Origin of the sequence: Pseudoprevotella muciniphila (assembly GCF_003265305.2) — a bacterium.
In the GTDB taxonomy this organism is placed as follows: domain Bacteria; phylum Bacteroidota; class Bacteroidia; order Bacteroidales; family Bacteroidaceae; genus Alloprevotella; species Alloprevotella muciniphila.
Genome location: NZ_CP033459.1, coordinates 1,456,372 through 1,475,557, shown reverse-complemented (window position 1 = coordinate 1,475,557; position 19,186 = coordinate 1,456,372). Strand labels below are relative to the sequence as shown.

The window sequence follows — 19,186 nt, the reverse complement described above, 5'->3', positions numbered from 1 at the left end:
TTCTTCTTGTAAACCGCCTATAAAGACGCACTTTATTCGCTTACTGCTGTTCTTTAGGTTATTCTTCAGGAGTGTTCAAGGTATTCAAGTGTTCAAATATATAGGAACATGAACGCCTTGAACACCTTGAACGCCCTTGTACACTTTACGAAGACTTTTACCTAAGTTTTTTCCGTCAAACGTTTTGTGGGTCAAAAAAATGTTGTACTTTTGCACCGCTTTCGGCATAACCTCTGGCAGGGCGCGCGAAAGAGCAGCGCCAAAAGAGAGAACTGCGAATGTTGTGTTCGAGACGATAAACAACAAAACAAAGAATCCGCAATGGAAGATTTATTGAAAGTTGCTGAAGAAGCATTTGCTACTGGCAAGGAGTTCCCAAAATTCAAAGCAGGTGACACTATTACAGTGGCATACAAAATCGTCGAGGGTAACAAGGAGCGTGTACAGTTGTACCGCGGTGTTGTTATCAAAATCACAGGTCATCAGAACAAAAAGCGCTTCACTGTTCGCAAGATGTCGGGCACAGTTGGTGTGGAACGTATTTTCCCCATCGACTCTCCAGCCATCGAGAGCATCGTAGTGAACAAAGTTGGTAAAGTTCGCCGCGCTAAACTGTATTACCTGCGTAAACTCACTGGTAAGAAGGCACGCATCAAGGAAAAGCGTGTTGCCATTGCCAAGGAGGCATAAACACCAACTCAAGACAAAAACAACGTCTGCAAGTTTCGGCTCGCAGACGTTTTTTTATTGCTGCCTGACAGAATTCTCAGACATTTTGGAACGCGGTTGTTTTGGAACGCAAGCCGGTTGTTTTGAAATGCCCCTACATGTATTCATACTCTTTCATACTCTATGAGAGACTCTTTCTTCTATTTTTTACCAGACACCAATAAATATAAATTGTTAACTTTGCGCAATTTTATATAGCATTAGTAACAAAGACAGATAAAATTCAGAAAAATGAAGAAAGCATTATCCACAAGCAAGGCTCCTGCTGCTATCGGTCCTTACAGTCAAGGCATTGAGGCAGGCGGCATAGTATTCGTATCAGGTCAGTTACCCATCAATCCTGCTACGGGCGAATTTGCAGAAGGCATTGCAGCGATGACACGCCAGTCGCTTACAAATATCAAGAACATACTTGCTGAGGCAGGTATGACGATGGACAATGTGGTAAAGACGAGTGTTTTTCTTGCCGATATGGACGACTTCGCTGAGATGAACGCAGAATATGCGAAATTCTTTGAAGGTACGGCACCTGCCCGCTCTGCTGTTGCAGTGAAGACACTGCCCAAGAACGCGCGTCTCGAGATAGAAGCGATTGCCGTGAAATAATTCAGTTTCAAAAGAATTACTCAACTTTCGCAAGTGGTTATTTATCGGGTTTTCAAGAATTGAAACAAAACTAAGATTATACTTATTCTGAAAAGGTGTTGTGAGAATCAATTCTATAATTCTGTAATTCTTGAAGATACAACAACCTGATATTATAATGCTTGACAACTTACGAAACTTGAAAAAATTTTATTATGATGCAGAAAATAGGCGTTTTTCTTTCCGCTCGCACTAACATCGATGCAGTTTACAAAACTGCGGCTGATGAAGTGGGCGAATGGATAGGCAAAACGGGGCGCACACTCGTTTATGGCGGTTCGCGTGCAGGCCTTATGGAAGTGATTGCTGCTGCCACGAAACGCAACGGCGGTAAGGTGTATGGTGTGGTGCCACAAATCATCACGCAGCGCCATTTGGAGAGTGAACTCATCGATGTTTGCTTCCCTTGCGCCGACCTTACCGACCGCAAAAGCATCATGATGCAGGAGAGCGATGTACTCCTTGCTCTGCCAGGTGGTATCGGCACACTCGACGAACTCTTCACAGTGCTGGGTGTGAGTGCTATAGGCATACAGGGACAACGTCCCCTCGTGCTCTACAACGTGGCAGGCTGCTGGGATCATCTCATCACTCTTTTGAAAGACCTCTGCGAGAAAGGCTTCATCACACGCCAATTTGAAGAAGTGGTCAGTGTGGCTACTACGGTGGATGAACTTGCACGTGTCATTACCGATTTAGAAAATTCATGGCAAGCCGTAATAGGTTGCAAATTATAAACAAATGGTACTCAACTACATTTGGTTGGCTTTTTTCTTCATCGCTTTCGCTATAGCGGTGATAAAACTCGTGTTCTTTGGCGATACGCAGGTATTTCCAGACATCATGAACTCCACTTTCGATAGTGCGAAGAATGGTTTTGAAATATCGCTGTATCTGACTGGTGTGTTATCGCTCTGGCTCGGCATTATGAAGATTGGTGAGAAAGGCGGTGTGGTAAACGCATTGGCAAGATTTCTTGGTCCCTTATTTGCAAAACTCTTCCCCGACATTCCGAAGAACCACCCTGTCATCGGCAACATTTTCATGAACATCTCTGCCAACATGCTTGGTCTGGACAACGCCGCCACTCCCCTCGGGCTCAAAGCCATGGAGGGATTGCAGGAACTTAATCCTAAAAAGGACACGGCGAGCAATCCGATGATTATGTTCCTTGTGCTCAACACTTCAGGTCTCACACTCATCCCCATCGGTGTGATGGTGTATCGTGCACAGGCAGGTGCGGCACAACCGAGCGACATCTTCATTCCCATACTCATTGCCACATTCTTCTCTACATTGGCAGGCATCATTATTACCTGTCTGTACCAACGCATCAACCTGTTCAACCGCACGCTGCTCCTCACACTTGGCGGCGCTACGCTTTTCATAGCCGGCATCATCTGGGGATTCAGTACGATGAACAGCACGCTTATGGACACTGTGGGCACCACGAGCGCAAATGTTATCCTCTTCTCCATCATCATACTCTTCCTTATAGCCGGTTTACGGAAAAAAGTGAACGTATATGATGCTTTTATAGAGGGTGCCAAAGACGGTTTTACGACAGCCGTAAAAATCATTCCTTATCTTATTGCTATCCTCGTAGGCATCGGCATATTCCGTGCATCAGGCGCTATGGACTGGCTCATCGACGGCATTAAATGGTGTGTTACCGCCTGCGGTTTCGACACACAATGGGTGGAAGCCCTCCCAACCGCCATTATGAAACCGCTAAGTGGTAGTGGGGCACGAGGAATGATGGTAGATGCCATGAACACATACGGTGCCGACTCGTTTGCCGGTCGCCTGAGTTGTATCTTCCAAGGCTCTACCGACACCACTTTCTATATCCTCGCCGTCTATTTTGGTTCAGTGGGCATCAGTAAGACGCGACATGCCGTAACTTGCGGCTTACTTGCCGACTTAGCAGGAATGATAGCCGCTGTGGGTATTTGCTATCTCTTCTTTGGATAATAGGTAGCCACTACAAACAAATCATTATCATTATGGCAAATCTAAAATCACTTGCAAAAGATACCGCCATTTATGGGCTGAGCAGCATCGTAGGCCGTTTCCTGAACTACCTGCTCGTGCCGCTCTACACCGCAAAGATCAGTGCAGAGAGCGGCGGCTATGGTGTCATTACGGAAATATACAGTTATGTGGCACTACTGCTGGTTCTGCTCACTTTTGGCATGGAAACCACCTTTTTCCGTTTCGTAAACAAAGGCGAGCACGACCCCATGCGCGTCTATTCTACTTCGTTGATAGCCGTGGGCAGTGTGGGAATCTGTTTTGTGGCACTCATACTACTTTTCATCAGTCCTATCAGCAATTTCCTCGACTATGCCGACCACCCGTCCTACGTCTATATGATGGTCATTTGTGTAGCGATAGATGCATTCCTTTGCATTCCTTTCGCCTATTTGCGCTATCAAAAGAAACCCATCAAGTTCGCTGCACTAAAGTTGATTTTCATTTTCCTGAACATCATACTCAATCTGGGTTATTTCATAGTTTTGCCCCATTTCATCGATAATTTCCGCATTGACGTGGGCTATGTTTTCGGCATCAACCTCTTCTGTTCTGCTGTTTCCGTTTTGTTCTTTCACAAGGAACTGACAGGCTTCAGGTGGGTGTTCGACAAGGCGCTGATGAAGAAGATGTGGCGCTATGCCTGGCCCATACTTATTCTCGGCATAGCCGGCATACTGAATCAGACTGCGGACAAAATCATCTTCCCACGCATCGTTACGGGCGACCTCGGCAAGGAGCAACTCGGTATCTATGGTGCCTGCTTCAAGATAGCCATGATTATGGCGATGATTACACAGGCCTTCCGCTATGCCTATGAGCCTTTTGTGTTCGGCAAGTCGCGCGACAAGGACAACCGCGAGACATACGCCAAAGCGATGAAATACTTTGTCATCTTCACGCTTCTCGCTTTCCTGCTCGTGATGGGATATATGGACATCCTGAAATATATCATCGCACCCGACTATTGGCAAGGGCTGAAGGTGGTGCCCATCGTCATGGTTGCCGAAATTATGATGGGCATCTATTTCAATCTTTCGTTTTGGTACAAACTGACCGACCGCACCATCTGGGGTGCCTACTTTAGTGGTGCAGGTTGCGCTGTGCTTATCATAACCAACATTCTTTTCATCCCATACTACGGCTATATGGCGTGCGCATGGGCTGGTGTGGCCGGCTACGGCACGGCAATGGTGCTGAGTTATGTGTTTGGTCAGAAGTATTACCCCATCAACTACCCATTGAAGAGCATAGGTATCTACGTGGGTGTTGCAGCCTTACTTTATGTTGTCATGGCGCTTCTACCGGACGAATGGCCCGCTGCATGTCGCATCGGTATCAACACCGTTCTGATACTGCTCTTCATAGGACATTTGCTCTATCATGACATTGGGTTAGAAAAACTGCCCGTAATTGGCAAGAAATTTAAGAAATAACGAATTAGCGTCATGACAAAAGGACAGCAATTAAAGACAAGCCGCCCCGATTACTATGAAGCGACTCTCCCTTGTGGCTTGCGCATCATTTATGAGCCAGCCAATACGGAGGTGGTCTATTGTGGCATCGTTGTTGGGGCAGGTACCCGTCATGAAGATGCTGCCGATTCGGGCATGGCGCATTTCATAGAGCATACAACGTTCAAAGGTACTACGAGCCGCAAGGCCTACCAAATCAACGGCTTCCTGGAGCGGCGTGGCGGCGATTTGAGCGCTTTCACCACAAAACAGGAGACTGTGTATTATGCCACGGCGCTGAAAAGCGACTTCCATCATGTAGCCGACATTCTGACCGACATCGTTTTCCACAGCACCTACCCACAGGCAGAACTTGACCGCGAAAAGGAAGTGATCTGCGATGAGATAGACAGTTATCTCGACACCCCGTCCGACCTTATCTTCGACGAGTTTGAGACACTGATTTTTCCCAATCATCCTCTCGGGCGCGACATTCTGGGCAAGGCAGAAAGGCTCAAGCAATACACCACGGCTGATGCCCACCGCTATGCCGATGCCTATTATCATCCTCGCAACTGTGTGTTCTATGCCTTTGGCGACCTCAACTTCGCACGAATGGTGAAAACACTGGAGAGCCTGCTACCCGCAAGCGATTTCCCTGTTACACCACAGCAAATCGTAACAACCATTCCCAAAGCCCTCCCCATCTCCACAGAGAAAGGCTGGACACGCGAGACAGATAAACAAACGCATCAGGCACATGTGCTCATGGGCTGTCGCACCATAGGCGGCAACGATAAGGATTGCCATGCGCTGACATTGCTCAACAACATCATCGGCGGTCCTGCCCCCAATTCCCGCTTCAACGTCCGACTGCGGGAAAAGGCAGGGCTGGTATATAGCGTCGATGCCTACATCGGATTCTATCCCGACGCGGGTGTGTGGTCGGTTTATTTCGGTTGCGACCAAAAGGATATAAAACGCTGTCAAAGACTCATACGCCGCGAGATGGACAGATTCATCGAAGCACCCATCACCGAAAACCAACTCCGCACTGCCAGGCAGCAACTCGTGCGTCAACTGCGAATAGCACGCGACCATTTTGAGAACCATGCCGTCTCCATGGGACGCCTCTACGCCAAATACGGCATCTTCCGAAACATCGAAGAAGTATGCGCCCTCTACGACGATGTAACACCAGCCGACCTGCAGCGCATAGCCAATGATATTTTCAATCCCGAACGCCTTTCAACCCTGATATACAAATAGCCACGGAACTCATGCACTTCCTCGACCATTTCAACTACTGCCCACACTGCGGCAGCCAGCATTTCGCCGTAAACGACTTCCGCTCAAAACGCTGCGCCGACTGTGGTTTCACACTGTATCACAACGCCTCAGCCTCCACCGCGGCATTCATTCTGAACGACAAGGAAGAACTGCTCGTTTGCCGCCGTGCGCTGGAACCTGCAAAGGGCACACTCGACCTGCCGGGCGGCTTCGTCGATCCGAACGAAACACTCGAAGAGAGCTGTCTGCGAGAGATAAAGGAAGAAACGGGTTGTCAGGCCAAGATATTGCGCTATCTCTTTTCTTCGCACAACGTCTATCCTTTCTCCGGGTTTAACGTTCATACCGTTGACGCCATGTTCCTGTGCAGGATTGAAGGTGATACACCCGAAGCGCACGATGACGTGGCAGAACTCCGATGGGTGCCCATCGGCGACATACGTCCCGAGCAATTCGGGCTGCCCAGCATCAGCCGCAGCGTGGAGCGTTTCCTCAGGGAGTTCGTTTCATAATTATCTATTGGTATCTGGTAAATTCTTAGAAAACAACGGCAAACCCGTTTATATAGTTGCTTTGAGTATTTATGTTGATGACATGAGGGACTTACTTTTTATAATTTAGAACGTGAAAGACTATTGTTTTTGAAACGCGAAATACGAATGGACGAAGTCAACTTACAAACGTTTTTAATAATGAGCGTTAAACATCAAAGACAATGCTGTGTAAATTCTTTCGCATTCAAAAAGTCGCACAATTTGTATTCACATACCTCTAATGAGACTTTTTTCTCTGTCTCCTTTTTTTACCAATAAAAAATCCAATTTGCATTTTTTATAAAAAATATGTATTTTTGTGCCACGATTGAGTAATACTCAATCAGTGATTATAACAACGAAGCGTTATGCTCGTCTTGTGATGGAAACGTGAGAAACTTCCTAAGTAGACAAGTGAGTATAATGGTTCGCGCATAAAGCGTGGGCTATTATTGTTTTACTTTCTACAAGGTTATTCTCACGACCTCCATCAGAGTGAAGCATATCAGCACCACGCTTCATTCATTTAATAACAAAATCTCATTTCGGTGCTGTGTGAGGCAAAAAAATATAAATCATGAAAAAAATATTCATTTTTCTGATGCTTTTTGAGGCTTTAAGCCTTAATGCCCAATGGATTAATCCCTTTAACCCTTTTGCAAACCCAAATGCCTACCAAGATGCTTATAATCAAGGGCAACTCATGGGTGCTAAAATTAACATTAAGTCTTATATTGCAAAAGGGGATTATAGAGCAGCTAATGACGCAGCAAGAAAAGCCGAATTAGATCTTTTGGCGCAAGGAATTAAAAGTGGCGAAATAAGCTTTTTATATGGATTGACTTCTGAAATAATGTTGGCGATAAATTGGTCCAATCTTGACAACTTTTCCCGCGAAACGAATAAAGAAATAATTATTTCGAAATATGAAAATGCAGTAGCTTGGGGGTTTAATGCTAGAGAATATCTTTCACGAGTTAAACGTGGCGAATTCTATCAAAATGACAGAAAACTTTTCAACAACATAAGTAATTACTTTGCAGCTCAAATGAATATGCCCTTAAATAATGGCGGCATAAATTATAACAATTCAAATTCAAGTTCCTCAAGTTCTAGCGGCAGGCGTCAATGTCCAAGCTGCGGGGGAAGTGGAAAAGGGATGGATGAGATTATTTGGCAACCAGACTACACAGGAAGGGGGAATGACAGATATTGCTCTACATGCAACAGAACTATGTCTGCACACTCCCACCATAGGAAAAATTGTGGTGTGTGTCTTGGTAGTGGCTATGTTCAGTAAAACAAAATAACCCATAATAAAGCCCACAATGCCAATTCATATCGGCATTGTGGGCAATCTCTATATATAAAGTATCTATTCATTACTGCATCTTTATCGTCATTGTTTCCTCTTTTCCCGTTTTTGAACTGCGGTACGTAATCTTAGTGCCGTAGGGATTCATGTTGAAAAGATTTGTTGTCGTAGCCATGCGCATATCGACTGTTTCGCAACGTGTGTCGCCAATGGCTACAATCTGGTCGCCTGCCACTATGTCAGGCTGCGGCATGGTGTTAAGCCCTTTCTGCGGCACTTCCCACACCATTCCTGCCACCACCTTGTTGCCCATCACGACAGGCACGACGTTCCAGTCAGGCTGATAGCAATCGGGCACTTTCTCCTGCTCGTAAGGCTGGAAATAGAAGATGCCTTCAGCGTAGTCTATGATGACGTCGCCAAATTTGAGCAATTCGCTGCCAATACGGGAGTCGTGGGCATCAGTAGTAATAGTAGTAACATTGGCGAAAGCACTGTTACCTATGTTGAATTCCGGCATCTTGAGCCTGTACTTTACCGATGCGTCCTCCATTCCTGCTGCACCCATCGAAAGTGTGCCCTTGCCTGTGGCGAGAAGGTTGATGTCTGCCGTTGCGCTGCGCACCCTGTCGTAGGTCTTGGTGCACATCTCATATAGGCTCTCCGCCCCCGTGTCGAACATCACGGTGTCGGTCTGCACACCCATCCTCACGGGGATAAGTGCCAGAAAATGGTCGGGCACCATGACGACACCACAATTATAGTCGATACCGAGTTTCTCATCATCATCCGACATTATGAAGCGACGGTTGCGACCATCGAATTTCGCCTTGCCTTGCTTGAGAAGGTTGTAGCCCACTATGCCATCTATGCCAAACTGGTCTATGACGCTGTTCGGAGCCATTCTCATGGCTTGCAACTGCTGGAAGTCCACACCGCCTAAAGCAAATGACCTTACCTGCACCACATGTGACATCACGATGTTGCCATTCGAGTCGTACGACTGCTGAGGTATGCCGCTTTCTGCGGGTATGCCGCATTTTTTTGCAAAATTGGCAGATAGGCAACAGGGCGCACCGGTATCGACAATAAACTTGCCCCGCACCCCATTTACGGCGGCTGTTACGACCATCTTGCCGTTTTCCATGCCGTAAGAGGTCTCCATATAAAAAGCCTTTGCAGGTAACAGGGCTGCCAATGCAGCGCAGAGCATCAATAATTTGCGCTTCATGTTAGTCTGAATAATAGTTTACTACCGATTATTTACCTGCCTCCTCCAACGCTTTCTTTGTTGCTGCAAGGAATTCGGCAGGTCGTCTGAAACCTTCTTGCTTTGCGATGACTGTGCCGTCGCTGTTGAGATAAACCAATGTGGGATATGCTGCCACACCAAAGCGCTTTGCCAGTTCGGGACCTTCGCCGCGCTCCATGTCGATTTGAATGGATACGAAGCGTTCGTTATAGTAGTCGCCCACCGTGGCGTCTGTAAATGTCTGTTTGGCGAGCATCTTGCACGGACCGCACCATGTGGTGTAGCAGTCCACGAACACCATTTTCCCTTCGGCTTTCGCCTTGGCAAGGACTGTCTCGAGGGTACCTGTCTCAAACTTGATTCCACCTACGCGGTTGAGGTTTTCCACCATGTCGCGATAAGCACGGAAGTATGAACTCCTCTCACTGCCATACTCCATCTGACGTGCCTTGAAGTATTCGGTGAGCATTTTTGTTTCCTCAGGTGTCTGGTCGGGGAATTTGAGCGACATGTCGATTATCGGCTTATTGCGTAGGTCGAGTTTTTTCAGGCTTTCGATGGTTTCGGCATATTTGTGCTCACCATGCGTCTTTACGATGTCGTAAATCACGAAGCAGTCATTGTCATCTGCTATGTCTGCCTTGTTCATGGCGAGATAGATATCCAGCACATGCTTGCTGTCGTAGGCCTTCTCACCCATGACGTAGGGCATGAGTTCGCTGACAAAGCCTGAGGCGAGGACGTCGTCCACACGTTTCTGGCCTATATTCTTGTCGAACGCCTCGCGGTTTTCCGTGATATATTTGAAAACGGGCGAATTGATGTCGCGTGCATAATGGCGCACGGTGGTCCAGTTCTCCTCCAGGGCATATTCTTCGGGCGTGAGCATCTCAAAATATACCGGTCTCATCACATTGATCAGACTATCCTCTCCTGCTGCTTCTATCGCCTTAAGATACTTGAAGGTCATCTCCTTGGAGTGGTCGCCGGCGTTATATTTCTTCGCCGTACCACGTAGGGAAGTTTCTTCGTTGAGCGCGAGTTTCATATTGTTCATGAACGCCTCGGGCATTTTTGCGGAATCAGTAGGCAAATTGTTGAAACCACGGTACATCTGTATCACCTCGCCGAAGCGGTCCAGTACGATGTAGCAACTCATTGCACTCACTTTATACTTTTCGCGGAAGGGAAAATTTTCGGATGCCCGCGTGTTGAGCCATAGGCAAACAAAGTTTTCGTCCATCCATTTGCACAACTCCTCGTTGCTGAAGAAATAGTGGTTAGCCAGATGGCAGGGCACAGCCCAGTCCTCAAAGCAATTCACAAAGATGGGTTTCTTCGATTTTTTTGCCAATTTCAAGGCATCCTCTAAGGAATAAACGTAATTCATCTTTACTTCCTTACGATAGGGCTCAGCCCATTCGTAAGTGCTCGGTCCCTGCTGTGCAGAGGCTTCGGGCACTGCTATGCCTAATGCGGCAAGAAGTGCAAAAACTAAAGTAAGTAGTCTTTTCATACTTGAATATTTTCCGTTCGTTTTTATTACAAAAGTGCGCAAAGTTACACAAAAGTTGCCGCTTTCATCCGATTTTTAGTTTTTTTAGCAAAAGGGTATTTTCACGCAGTTTCCAAAACATCCCCTATACAATCTCTAACGCAGAACGGGCACCAACTGTATACCCAACACCATGGCAATTCGCAGGAAACTACTCAGTTGCACATCCGTTTCTCCTTTTTCTACACGGGCGATATAAGAACGCTTCACTCCTACGGCATCTGCCAGCTGTTGTTGTGTCATCTTCTTCTCCTTACGGCGGTCGCGAAGCAATTCGCAATAATACCAAATACTGACATATATTCATAATACCAGAAAGGTGGGGCGTTCCAAATATCTGCAAACTTTCTACAGTGTGCTTTTTTTATACTTTTGTAGGCAATAACCTTTATTAGGTTCTGCTGATAATAAATATCCATTATAAAATACACTAAATATGAGAAGAATAATATTCATTTTCCTTACCACCTGCGTGCCGCTATCAAGCTGCGTAACGGCGCAGACCGACAATAAACCTACATTTCACACTCTGCTAACACTACTACAACAGATTCAAGAAAATGAAGAACTACCACCTAAAGCAATAGCTGATGCTGCGGGTCTTACTCTTCTAAATTATAGTTACTACGATGGAGATTATAGTAACAATGATGATGGTAATGTGTATCCAGACGAAATCAGTATAGTTTATGGTCGAAACGCAAACTACTTGGAGTGTGAAAGGGATACAAATGGGATAAGCAAATTTGAGAAGATAAGAAAGCATGCTTGTGTCTTAGAATTTTCAGCATGTACTGACACTGGTGCAGGAATATACTTCTCGGATGAAGAAGATTATAAAAGTTTTATGACCGAAGCACTTGATTATGGTCTGCTACAAATACAGGGCGGCGAACCAAATGTATTTTACGTCACAGGTAAACCTATCAAAAATGGTGGAATACACAGCATATCTGAGGATGACCTATGGGGCGAAAAAAGCGACGAGCGTGTTTCCTCTCTTCTTTATCAACTTACTCCGCAAGGTAAGAATCAGCAAGGATGGTATGAATATGCCATTTGGATGGGTTTCTGAACCTGATAGTTTCGACACTCATTTGGAATAATCTGGACTGTAAAATCGTAAAAATCGCCACTTGTCAGTACGTTTTTTGCGTAAATTTCGCCATTTCAAAATATGTTTTTATCTTTGCCTCAGAATCTGTCAAGTTTATGAGAACAATCAAAAGAACACTTCAAGAGAGAATAACAGCGCGAATCACTCCCAATAAGGCTGTGTTGGTTTTTGGCGCACGACGCGTAGGAAAGACGGTAATGATGCGTAAAATTGTGAACGATTTTCCCGGTCGGACGATGATGCTCAACGGCGAAGATTACGATACATTGGCATTGTTGGAAAAACGCTCGATAGCCAATTATCGCCATTTACTAAACGGTATTGACTTGCTTGCTATCGATGAAGCACAGAATATTCCATATATCGGCAGTATTTTGAAGTTGATTGTTGATGAAATACCAGGTATATGTGTGCTGGCAAGCGGTTCTTCTTCATTCGATTTACTTAACATGACCGGTGAACCATTGGTTGGTCGTAGCACTCAATTTATTCTTACCCCATTCTCGCAAGAGGAAATTGCACAAACTGAAAGCGCTTTTGAAACCCGCCAGAACATAGAGGACCGACTAATCTATGGTTCTTATCCGGAAGTGGTAATGATGGATAATTATGAAAATAAGATTGACTATCTGCGCGACATTGTCAACGCTTATCTGCTAAAGGACATATTGGCAATAGACGGCCTGAAAAACTCAAATAAGATGCGCGATTTGCTACGACTAATTGCATTTCAGATGGGTAGCGAAGTTTCATACGAAGAGTTAGGCAAACAACTTGGCATGAGTAAAACAACAGCCGAAAAGTACTTGAATCTTCTGGAGAAAGTCTTTGTCATCTATCGTCTGGGTGCTTACTCGCGCAACCTTCGTAAGGAAGTGACAAAAGCCGGAAAGTGGTACTTCTACGATAACGGCATTCGCAATGCTATCATCGGATCTTTTTCACCAATAGCTGTCAGGCAGGATGTCGGGGCATTGTGGGAAAATTATATCATCGGAGAGCGACGCAAAGAGAATTTCAATAAGGGGCTACATAAAGAGTTTTATTTCTGGCGCACTTATGACAAACAGGAGATAGACCTTATAGAAGAGAGTTCAGATAGTTTGACAGCATTGGAATTCAAATGGGGTAACAAGAAGCCTGCTATCCCGACAGTTTTTCAAAAAGCATATCCGCACGCAGAATATCATGTGGTAAACAAGGATAATTACTTGGAGTTTATCTAACATCAAAAAGCACATGGATGCAAATAAGTGCCGCACGGATTACTCGTTGCGGCACTTATTTGTTTTTCTTATTGTTACGTCGTTACGCAGAATTCTATTTTTTCATGCGTGCGAGTTTGTCGTTGACTTCTCTCAGGTTCAGGGGGTCTTTATATACCGACTGAAGTGCGGCTTTGAGTTCGGCATCGCGTCCTTGTGCCTTCATCTCCTTCACCCTGTCCACGATTTGCAGCCAATAGCCGTTCTGACGGGTCTTGTCGTTGAGTTTAGAATAAGGATGGTTGAGTATGCCGTCGGCTTCGCCCTTCTGTATGGCTGATACGAGCGATTTGCTGTTGGCATTTGTTGAAGATGACCATACGTCGTTCTTCTTGAGGTATTCCGTTTCGCCTGAAAGCGCAGGAGCGGGTTGCTGTTCAGGTTGCTTCGCCTCCTCCGTCTTCTGCTCTGTGGCTTCAGGTGCGGGTTTTTCTTCCTCTTTTTTCACTTCTTCCTTTTGCCCTGCTTCGGTTTTATTAGCATCCACGGTATCCTTTTTCTCTTCAGCATTTTTCTGTATGTCGTGCACCTGTTCCGGTGTGCCACCGTCCATGATAACAATGTTATCTTCATCTGAATCTGAAGAGCACATGCGCACGATGCCGAACACAATGGCACCCAGAACTGCCAAAACGAAAAGGATGAAGACTATCTGTGCCCCTCTGCGCGAACCACCGTTGTCATTGCCACCTCCGGTATAAGTAATTTCCGTGCCGAGGTATCTCAGCACATCCTCTATGCTTGCCATGCGATTCTCCCAGTTGGGATTGGTCATTCTGGCGATAAGGTGCTGCATCTGTGGCGTAACGCGCTCATCGTATTTCATGGCGTTGGGGTCGGCTATTTCGTCTGCCGTAGGAGGTACCTTACCGGTGAGGCAGTTGTAGAGCAACATGCCGAGGCCGTAAATATCGGTCTTGGCACCTATTTTCTCATTGTCGCCATTGATTTGTTCCAAAGGCGAATAAGAGCCATTGTCGTTTTTGGGGAGTTCTTCGGGTATCTGACCGGGAGTCAGTTCGTTACTTATGTCTCGCCCCGGATTGAAGCCTATCAGTACGGCATGGTCTGAACCGTCGATGATGACGTTGTCGGGATTGATGTTCAGATGCACCAGTTTGTGGCCATGTATGTCTTCCAATGCTGTTGACAGGGAGTCGAGATAACGGCTCATGGCATTCACGGAGAAAGGCTTGCCAAGACGCTTCATCCTCTTCGACAGCGTTTCGCCTTCTATCATGCGCATCACATAATAGGCGGTGCCCTCGTCCTCAAAACAGTCCAGAATCTTGACGATGGCAGGATTTGCCAGACTCTTTATCCTGCCCGCACCTATCTTGAAGCGCTCGCGCTGATACTGAAAATAATCCTGATACTTCGCGTCATACACTCCCACAGTTATATTGTTGCCTGCCCTGCCGGTAATGCCACTGACATAAAATTCCTTTATCACCACTTTTTCCTTCGTTTCGTCGAGGCGTGTGGCTATGTATGTATTGGAATAACGGCTTTGCGACAGGTAACTGTCGATACGGTATTTACCATGATTGATTTCCGTGCCAAGGGGCAGCATTTCTTCTACATTGAAATTCGCTGATTTAGCCATAGTCTTCTGTTTTTTCATTGCATTCCCGGCGACATTTGCATCGGAGGGTCTGTATATGCTGAATCAGCAAACTCTCATGCACCTGCGCCAGGCTTTTATTAGACAACCTTTTTCTTTCTCTCGCAAAGTTAAGCGTTTCCTGCAAAACATATTGTTTTTTTATAAAAAAAAATAAAACTCATCTTGTTATTTGCCGTTTCTTGAACTACGTCGTATCTTTGCAAATCATTTGAAATAACCACTTTGGGCAGCCATTGCCACTACTACAAGAAATGGAAAAATTTGAAATCATAGCCAAGACATTCCAAGGCATAGAGGATGTGTTGGCTGGAGAACTCGAGGAACTCGGTGCGGAAAACATCAGCAAGGGCCACCGCATGGTCACATTCACAGGCGACAAAGAGATGCTCTACCGTGCGAATTTCTGCTTGCGCACGGCTGTGCGTGTTCTTAAACCCATCCTCCACTTCAATGCAAAGACAGCCGACGATGTGTACGATGCCGTGCGTAAGGTGGAATGGAGCGACATTATGGACCTCACCACGTCGTTCTCCGTTGACAGCGTGGTAAACAGCAACGAGTTCCGTCATTCTAAGTTTGTGGCATACAAGGTGAAGGATGCCATAGTGGACTATTTCCGCGAGAAAACAGGAAAACGGCCCAACATCAGCATTTCGAACCCCGAACTGCGCCTCAACATCCACATCACCGACAACGACTGCTCCCTCTCGCTCGATGCCAGCGGTGAGAGCCTGCACCAACGCGGATATCGTGTAGCAACAGTGGAAGCACCCATCAACGAGGTGCTGGCTGCGGCGCTCATCAAACTCAGCGGCTGGCAATACGACTGCGACCTTATCGATCCTTTCTGCGGGTCGGGCACCATACTTATTGAGGCTGCCCTGATGGCACGCAACATCTATCCGGGCATCTTCCGCAAAAAGTTCGCTTTTGAAAACTGGAAGGACTTCGACCCCGAATTGCTTCAGAACATCTACAACGACGACAGCAACGAGCGGGAATTCCAGCACAAACTCTACGGCTACGACATCAACAACCCCAATCTTGAAGTGGCTGCAAAGAACTGCAAGAGCGCCGGAGTGGCAGACATCATCGAATTGCAGCAACGCGACTTCAGGAAGTTTGTGAAGCCTGAGGAGAAGGCAGTCATCATCACCAATCCGCCCTACGGCGAGCGCCTCGTGTCGCAGGACACTCTCGGTTTGTACAAGATCATCGGCGAACGCCTGAAACACGAGTTCGGAGGCGGCGAGGCGTGGATCATCAGCAGCCGTGAGGAATGCTTCGACCAGATAGGTCTGAAACCGAGCATAAAGATTCCACTCTTCAACGGCAAACTCGACTGCGAATTCCGGAAATACCAAATGTTCGAAGGCAAGTTCAACGACTTCCGTGCAAAAGGCGGCGATGTGAAGACTGCCGAGGAACGTGAAAAGATGGCAGAAAAGAAGCGTTTCCGTCAGAACAGAGAATCGTTCAAGCAACGCTTTGAAGACGAAGGGCGCGACTACGTTGACCAGGACTTTGTGGATGCTAACCCCGACTTCCTAAAACTGCGCAACCGGCACAACGACTTCGAACGCTTCCGCAGAGGGCGTGCCCGCCACGAGGAAAAGCAGAAAGACGAGCGCGCCGGTGGTTTCAGCGGTGAAAAGAGAGAACGGCGCAACAAGCCGTTTGGCAAAGGAGGAGCCGGACATAAAGGCGGAGGACGGAAATTTACCGGTGGACGCCGGAAAGACTATGACGGGGACTAACAAAAAAAACAACTCTACTTTCTGAAGTTATCGTAGTTAAAGAAGTTAGCGAAGTTAGCGACGCTACTTTAGACCGATAAATAATACAATACATAAAGGCATCAGCATTAGGTAACGTCGTTAACTTCGAGCGAAGCGATAACTTCAATAACTTCGCTAACTTCAAAGAAAAGAGGCAAAGCCGTTAACTTCGATAACTTCATATAGGTACGTTCAAGAAAATCTGACATACACAAACATACGGACATGAAACTGATAAAAATCATGGTAGCAGCACTGCTGCTCACGACCATTCCCGCTATGGCACAACAAAAGAAACAATTCACACTCGACGACCTCGTTCCCGGCGGCTCCAACTTTTGGAACCTATACCCTCAATACATGTATGCTGCATGGTGGGGCGACTTGCTGGTGAAGACAGAAGTGGACAAAGCAAGCGTCATCAGCAATCAGAAAGGAGAGACCATCGAACCGCAGACGCTCTTCACCGCCGGCGAAGTGAACTCTGCACTGACCGACGAACGAGTGGGCAACCTGATGCTCGCCACATTTCCCTATCCCGACAAGACGCAAGCCATGCTGCCGACGAGCAAGGGCAACGTGGTTTACGATTGGGAGAAGAAAGAAGTGGTGTGGCGTACCAGCCGTCTCGAAGGCGCTTCCGACGAGGAAATGGAAAAAACGTCCAGAAACACGGCTTTCGTGCGCAACTGGAACCTCTTCGTCCGCACGGCAGATGGCGAGGAACTGCAAGTGAGCACCGACGGCTCGCGTGAGTTGCAATACGGCAAGAGTGTTCACCGCGATGAGTTCGGCATCTCGAAAGGTACGTTCTGGAGCCCAAAAGGCAACCGGCTCGCCTTCTACCGCATGGACCAAAGCATGGTGGCAGACTATCCGCAGGTGAACATCGACAAGACACCGGCAGAACTCGACCCCGACAAGTACCCCATGGCTGGACAGACAAGCCATAAGGTAACCGTAGGTGTGTATGACGTAGCGACACGCGAAACGGTATATCTGCAGGCGGGCGACCCTACCGACCGCTATTTCTCAAACATTGCCTGGGCACCCGACGAAAAGACCATCTACATGGTGGAAAGTCCACGCTCACAGGACAAGATGGAACTCGTGTCGTACGATGCCACGACCGGCGCACGCCTCAAAGTGCACTACACCGAGACCCACCCAAAATATGTGGAACCGCTCACACCCATCACGTTCCTGCCATGGGACAGCAACAAGTTCATTCTCCAGAGCCAGCGCGACGGCTATAACCACCTCTACCTCTTCGACGTGGAGAATGGTCTTGAGCGCCAACTCACTTCGGGCAACTTCGTGGTGCTGGAACTCACAGGGTTCAACGAAAGCGAGAAGAGCGTCATCATCAAGAGCAACGAGGCAAGCACCATCGGCGAGAGTTACTACAGCGTGAACGTGAAGAACGGCAAACGCACACTGCTCGACAGCGGTAGCGGCACACATCGCGCACAACTCTCTGCCAACGGCAAATACCTCTTCGACAGATGGAGTTCACCGAAAGTTGTAAGCAAAACCGACCTCGTGAACACTTCCAAGCAGAAGACTGTGAACCTCCTCACCGCCGACGACCCCTGGAAGGACTACGATGTGCCTGAAATCACGGGAGGCACTCTCAAAGCCGCCGACGGCACTACTGATCTCTACTATCGCCTCATCAAACCCACCAACTTCGACCCCGCGAAGAAATACCCAGTCGTCATCTACGTTTATGGCGGACCGCATGCACAAATGGTGGAAGATGCCCGCAATTACTCGGCTGGCGGATGGGAAATCTATATGGCGCAACTGGGCTATGTGGTCTTCGTGATGGACAACCGCGGATCTGCCGACAGAGGACTGGAGTTCGAGAACGTTACCTTCCGCCACCTCGGACAGAACGAGATGAAAGACCAGATGAAAGGTGTGGAATTCCTCAAGAGCCTGCCCTACGTGGACGGCGAGCGCATCGGCGTACACGGCTGGTCGTTCGGAGGGTTCATGACCACGAGCCTCATGTGCAACTACCCCGACGTGTTCAAGGTGGGTGTTGCCGGCGGACCTGTCATCGACTGGAAATACTACGAGGTGATGTATGGCGAGCGCTATATGGACACACCGGATGAAAACCCCGAAGGCTATGCAGAGACCTCACTCCTGAACAAGGCAGACCAACTCAAAGGCCGCCTGCAAATCATCATCGGCTACAACGACCCCACCTGTGTGCCACAACACACACTGTCGTTCCTCAAGGCATGTGTAGATGCCGGTACACATCCCGACTTCTTCGCCTACCCGGGACACGGACACAACGTCTTAGGCACAGACAGGGTACACCTGCACGAACGTATCACGCGATACTTTGAGGACTACCTCAAACCCATTCGCTGAACATAGCGACAAAAAGCAGGCTCACAGACCTGCTTTTTTTATTGGCGCACGGTAAACGGGCAGAAAGCCCCATAGATTACCCTACCCATAAAACACCCATATAGAAAGGCTTATGACTAAGTCCATAAAACTTTTATCGGACACCAATAATTCTTTTCCATATTTTTCTTTTCTTTTTCAATAATAATATGTAAATTTGCAGAC

Annotated in this window: 15 protein-coding genes and 1 pseudogene; 12 read left to right on the top strand and 4 right to left on the bottom strand. The window is 47.2% G+C overall.

Annotation, left to right across the window (positions count from 1 at the left end; translation table 11 throughout):
* Positions 1-321: 321 nt before the first annotated feature.
* From rplS to C7Y71_RS05930, 8 genes are all read left to right on the top strand, one after another.
* Positions 322-690 carry a 50S ribosomal protein L19 gene (gene rplS / locus C7Y71_RS05965; RefSeq protein WP_111899200.1) on the top strand — a complete coding sequence of 123 codons (369 nt, stop codon included), beginning with the start codon at positions 322-324 and terminating at the stop codon, positions 688-690.
* A gap of 270 nt (positions 691-960) precedes the next feature.
* A complete protein-coding gene (locus tag C7Y71_RS05960) occupies positions 961-1,335 on the top strand; it encodes a RidA family protein (RefSeq protein ID WP_111899184.1) in 375 nt (124 codons plus the stop codon).
* 194 nt (positions 1,336-1,529) lie between these two features.
* Positions 1,530-2,111 (top strand): LOG family protein, encoded by a 582-nt coding sequence (locus C7Y71_RS05955; RefSeq protein WP_111899185.1) that lies wholly within the window; start codon positions 1,530-1,532, stop codon positions 2,109-2,111.
* A gap of 4 nt (positions 2,112-2,115) precedes the next feature.
* On the top strand, positions 2,116-3,348 hold the full coding sequence (locus C7Y71_RS05950; RefSeq protein WP_111899186.1) for a nucleoside recognition domain-containing protein: 1,233 nt from the start codon (positions 2,116-2,118) through the stop codon (positions 3,346-3,348).
* A 32-nt stretch (positions 3,349-3,380) separates the two neighbouring features.
* Entirely contained in the window at positions 3,381-4,844 is a 1,464-nt protein-coding gene (locus C7Y71_RS05945; protein ID WP_111899187.1) for a lipopolysaccharide biosynthesis protein, read from the top strand.
* A gap of 12 nt (positions 4,845-4,856) precedes the next feature.
* Complete coding sequence (locus tag C7Y71_RS05940) at positions 4,857-6,131, top strand: M16 family metallopeptidase (RefSeq protein ID WP_111899188.1); 1,275 nt, start codon at positions 4,857-4,859, stop codon at positions 6,129-6,131.
* A gap of 11 nt (positions 6,132-6,142) precedes the next feature.
* Positions 6,143-6,664 (top strand): NUDIX hydrolase, encoded by a 522-nt coding sequence (locus C7Y71_RS05935; protein WP_111899189.1) that lies wholly within the window; start codon positions 6,143-6,145, stop codon positions 6,662-6,664.
* 598 nt (positions 6,665-7,262) lie between these two features.
* Positions 7,263-7,985, top strand: a complete 723-nt coding sequence (locus tag C7Y71_RS05930) for a hypothetical protein (protein WP_111899190.1) — start codon at positions 7,263-7,265, stop codon at positions 7,983-7,985.
* 82 nt (positions 7,986-8,067) lie between these two features.
* Here C7Y71_RS05930 and C7Y71_RS05925 read toward each other — a convergent pair whose 3' ends face one another.
* From C7Y71_RS05925 to C7Y71_RS05915, 3 genes and pseudogenes are all read right to left on the bottom strand, one after another.
* Complete coding sequence (locus tag C7Y71_RS05925) at positions 8,068-9,231, bottom strand: retropepsin-like aspartic protease (RefSeq protein ID WP_111899191.1); 1,164 nt, start codon at positions 9,229-9,231, stop codon at positions 8,068-8,070.
* Positions 9,232-9,259: 28 nt separating this feature from the next.
* On the bottom strand, positions 9,260-10,768 hold the full coding sequence (locus C7Y71_RS05920) for a thioredoxin family protein (RefSeq protein WP_151908888.1): 1,509 nt from the start codon (positions 10,766-10,768) through the stop codon (positions 9,260-9,262).
* Between the two features lie 135 nt (positions 10,769-10,903).
* Positions 10,904-11,095 (bottom strand): annotated as a pseudogene (locus C7Y71_RS05915) (helix-turn-helix transcriptional regulator); the annotation flags it as partial.
* 148 nt (positions 11,096-11,243) lie between these two features.
* Here C7Y71_RS05915 and C7Y71_RS05910 point away from each other — a divergent pair.
* Together C7Y71_RS05910 and C7Y71_RS05905 are read left to right on the top strand one after the other, a co-directional pair.
* Entirely contained in the window at positions 11,244-11,882 is a 639-nt protein-coding gene (locus tag C7Y71_RS05910) for a hypothetical protein (RefSeq protein WP_111899192.1), read from the top strand.
* A gap of 137 nt (positions 11,883-12,019) precedes the next feature.
* Complete coding sequence (locus C7Y71_RS05905) at positions 12,020-13,150, top strand: ATP-binding protein (RefSeq protein ID WP_111899193.1); 1,131 nt, start codon at positions 12,020-12,022, stop codon at positions 13,148-13,150.
* A gap of 94 nt (positions 13,151-13,244) precedes the next feature.
* On the opposite strand, the gene C7Y71_RS05900 is transcribed toward C7Y71_RS05905, so the two are convergent.
* Positions 13,245-14,795 carry a serine/threonine protein kinase gene (locus C7Y71_RS05900; RefSeq protein WP_193215853.1) on the bottom strand — a complete coding sequence of 517 codons (1,551 nt, stop codon included), beginning with the start codon at positions 14,793-14,795 and terminating at the stop codon, positions 13,245-13,247.
* A gap of 272 nt (positions 14,796-15,067) precedes the next feature.
* Between C7Y71_RS05900 and C7Y71_RS05895 the strand changes: the two genes are divergently transcribed.
* Complete coding sequence (locus C7Y71_RS05895; RefSeq protein WP_111899195.1) at positions 15,068-16,573, top strand: THUMP domain-containing class I SAM-dependent RNA methyltransferase; 1,506 nt, start codon at positions 15,068-15,070, stop codon at positions 16,571-16,573.
* Positions 16,574-16,819: 246 nt separating this feature from the next.
* Positions 16,820-18,982 carry a S9 family peptidase gene (locus tag C7Y71_RS05890; protein ID WP_111899196.1) on the top strand — a complete coding sequence of 721 codons (2,163 nt, stop codon included), beginning with the start codon at positions 16,820-16,822 and terminating at the stop codon, positions 18,980-18,982.
* Positions 18,983-19,186 lie beyond the last annotated feature (204 nt).

Excerpts from the sequence above, each read along its gene's own strand:
- rplS (WP_111899200.1), top strand. The coding sequence starts at position 322 with ATGGAAGATTTATTGAAAGTTGCTGAAGAAGCATTTGCTACTGGCAAG.
- C7Y71_RS05960 (WP_111899184.1), top strand. The coding sequence starts at position 961 with ATGAAGAAAGCATTATCCACAAGCAAGGCTCCTGCTGCTATCGGTCCT.
- C7Y71_RS05955 (WP_111899185.1), top strand. The coding sequence starts at position 1,530 with ATGATGCAGAAAATAGGCGTTTTTCTTTCCGCTCGCACTAACATCGAT.
- C7Y71_RS05950 (WP_111899186.1), top strand. The coding sequence starts at position 2,116 with ATGGTACTCAACTACATTTGGTTGGCTTTTTTCTTCATCGCTTTCGCT.
- C7Y71_RS05945 (WP_111899187.1), top strand. The coding sequence starts at position 3,381 with ATGGCAAATCTAAAATCACTTGCAAAAGATACCGCCATTTATGGGCTG.
- C7Y71_RS05940 (WP_111899188.1), top strand. The coding sequence starts at position 4,857 with ATGACAAAAGGACAGCAATTAAAGACAAGCCGCCCCGATTACTATGAA.
- C7Y71_RS05935 (WP_111899189.1), top strand. The coding sequence starts at position 6,143 with ATGCACTTCCTCGACCATTTCAACTACTGCCCACACTGCGGCAGCCAG.
- C7Y71_RS05930 (WP_111899190.1), top strand. The coding sequence starts at position 7,263 with ATGAAAAAAATATTCATTTTTCTGATGCTTTTTGAGGCTTTAAGCCTT.
- C7Y71_RS05925 (WP_111899191.1), bottom strand. The coding sequence starts at position 9,231 with ATGAAGCGCAAATTATTGATGCTCTGCGCTGCATTGGCAGCCCTGTTA.
- C7Y71_RS05920 (WP_151908888.1), bottom strand. The coding sequence starts at position 10,768 with ATGAAAAGACTACTTACTTTAGTTTTTGCACTTCTTGCCGCATTAGGC.
- C7Y71_RS05910 (WP_111899192.1), top strand. The coding sequence starts at position 11,244 with ATGAGAAGAATAATATTCATTTTCCTTACCACCTGCGTGCCGCTATCA.
- C7Y71_RS05905 (WP_111899193.1), top strand. The coding sequence starts at position 12,020 with ATGAGAACAATCAAAAGAACACTTCAAGAGAGAATAACAGCGCGAATC.
- C7Y71_RS05900 (WP_193215853.1), bottom strand. The coding sequence starts at position 14,795 with ATGGCTAAATCAGCGAATTTCAATGTAGAAGAAATGCTGCCCCTTGGC.
- C7Y71_RS05895 (WP_111899195.1), top strand. The coding sequence starts at position 15,068 with ATGGAAAAATTTGAAATCATAGCCAAGACATTCCAAGGCATAGAGGAT.
- C7Y71_RS05890 (WP_111899196.1), top strand. The coding sequence starts at position 16,820 with ATGAAACTGATAAAAATCATGGTAGCAGCACTGCTGCTCACGACCATT.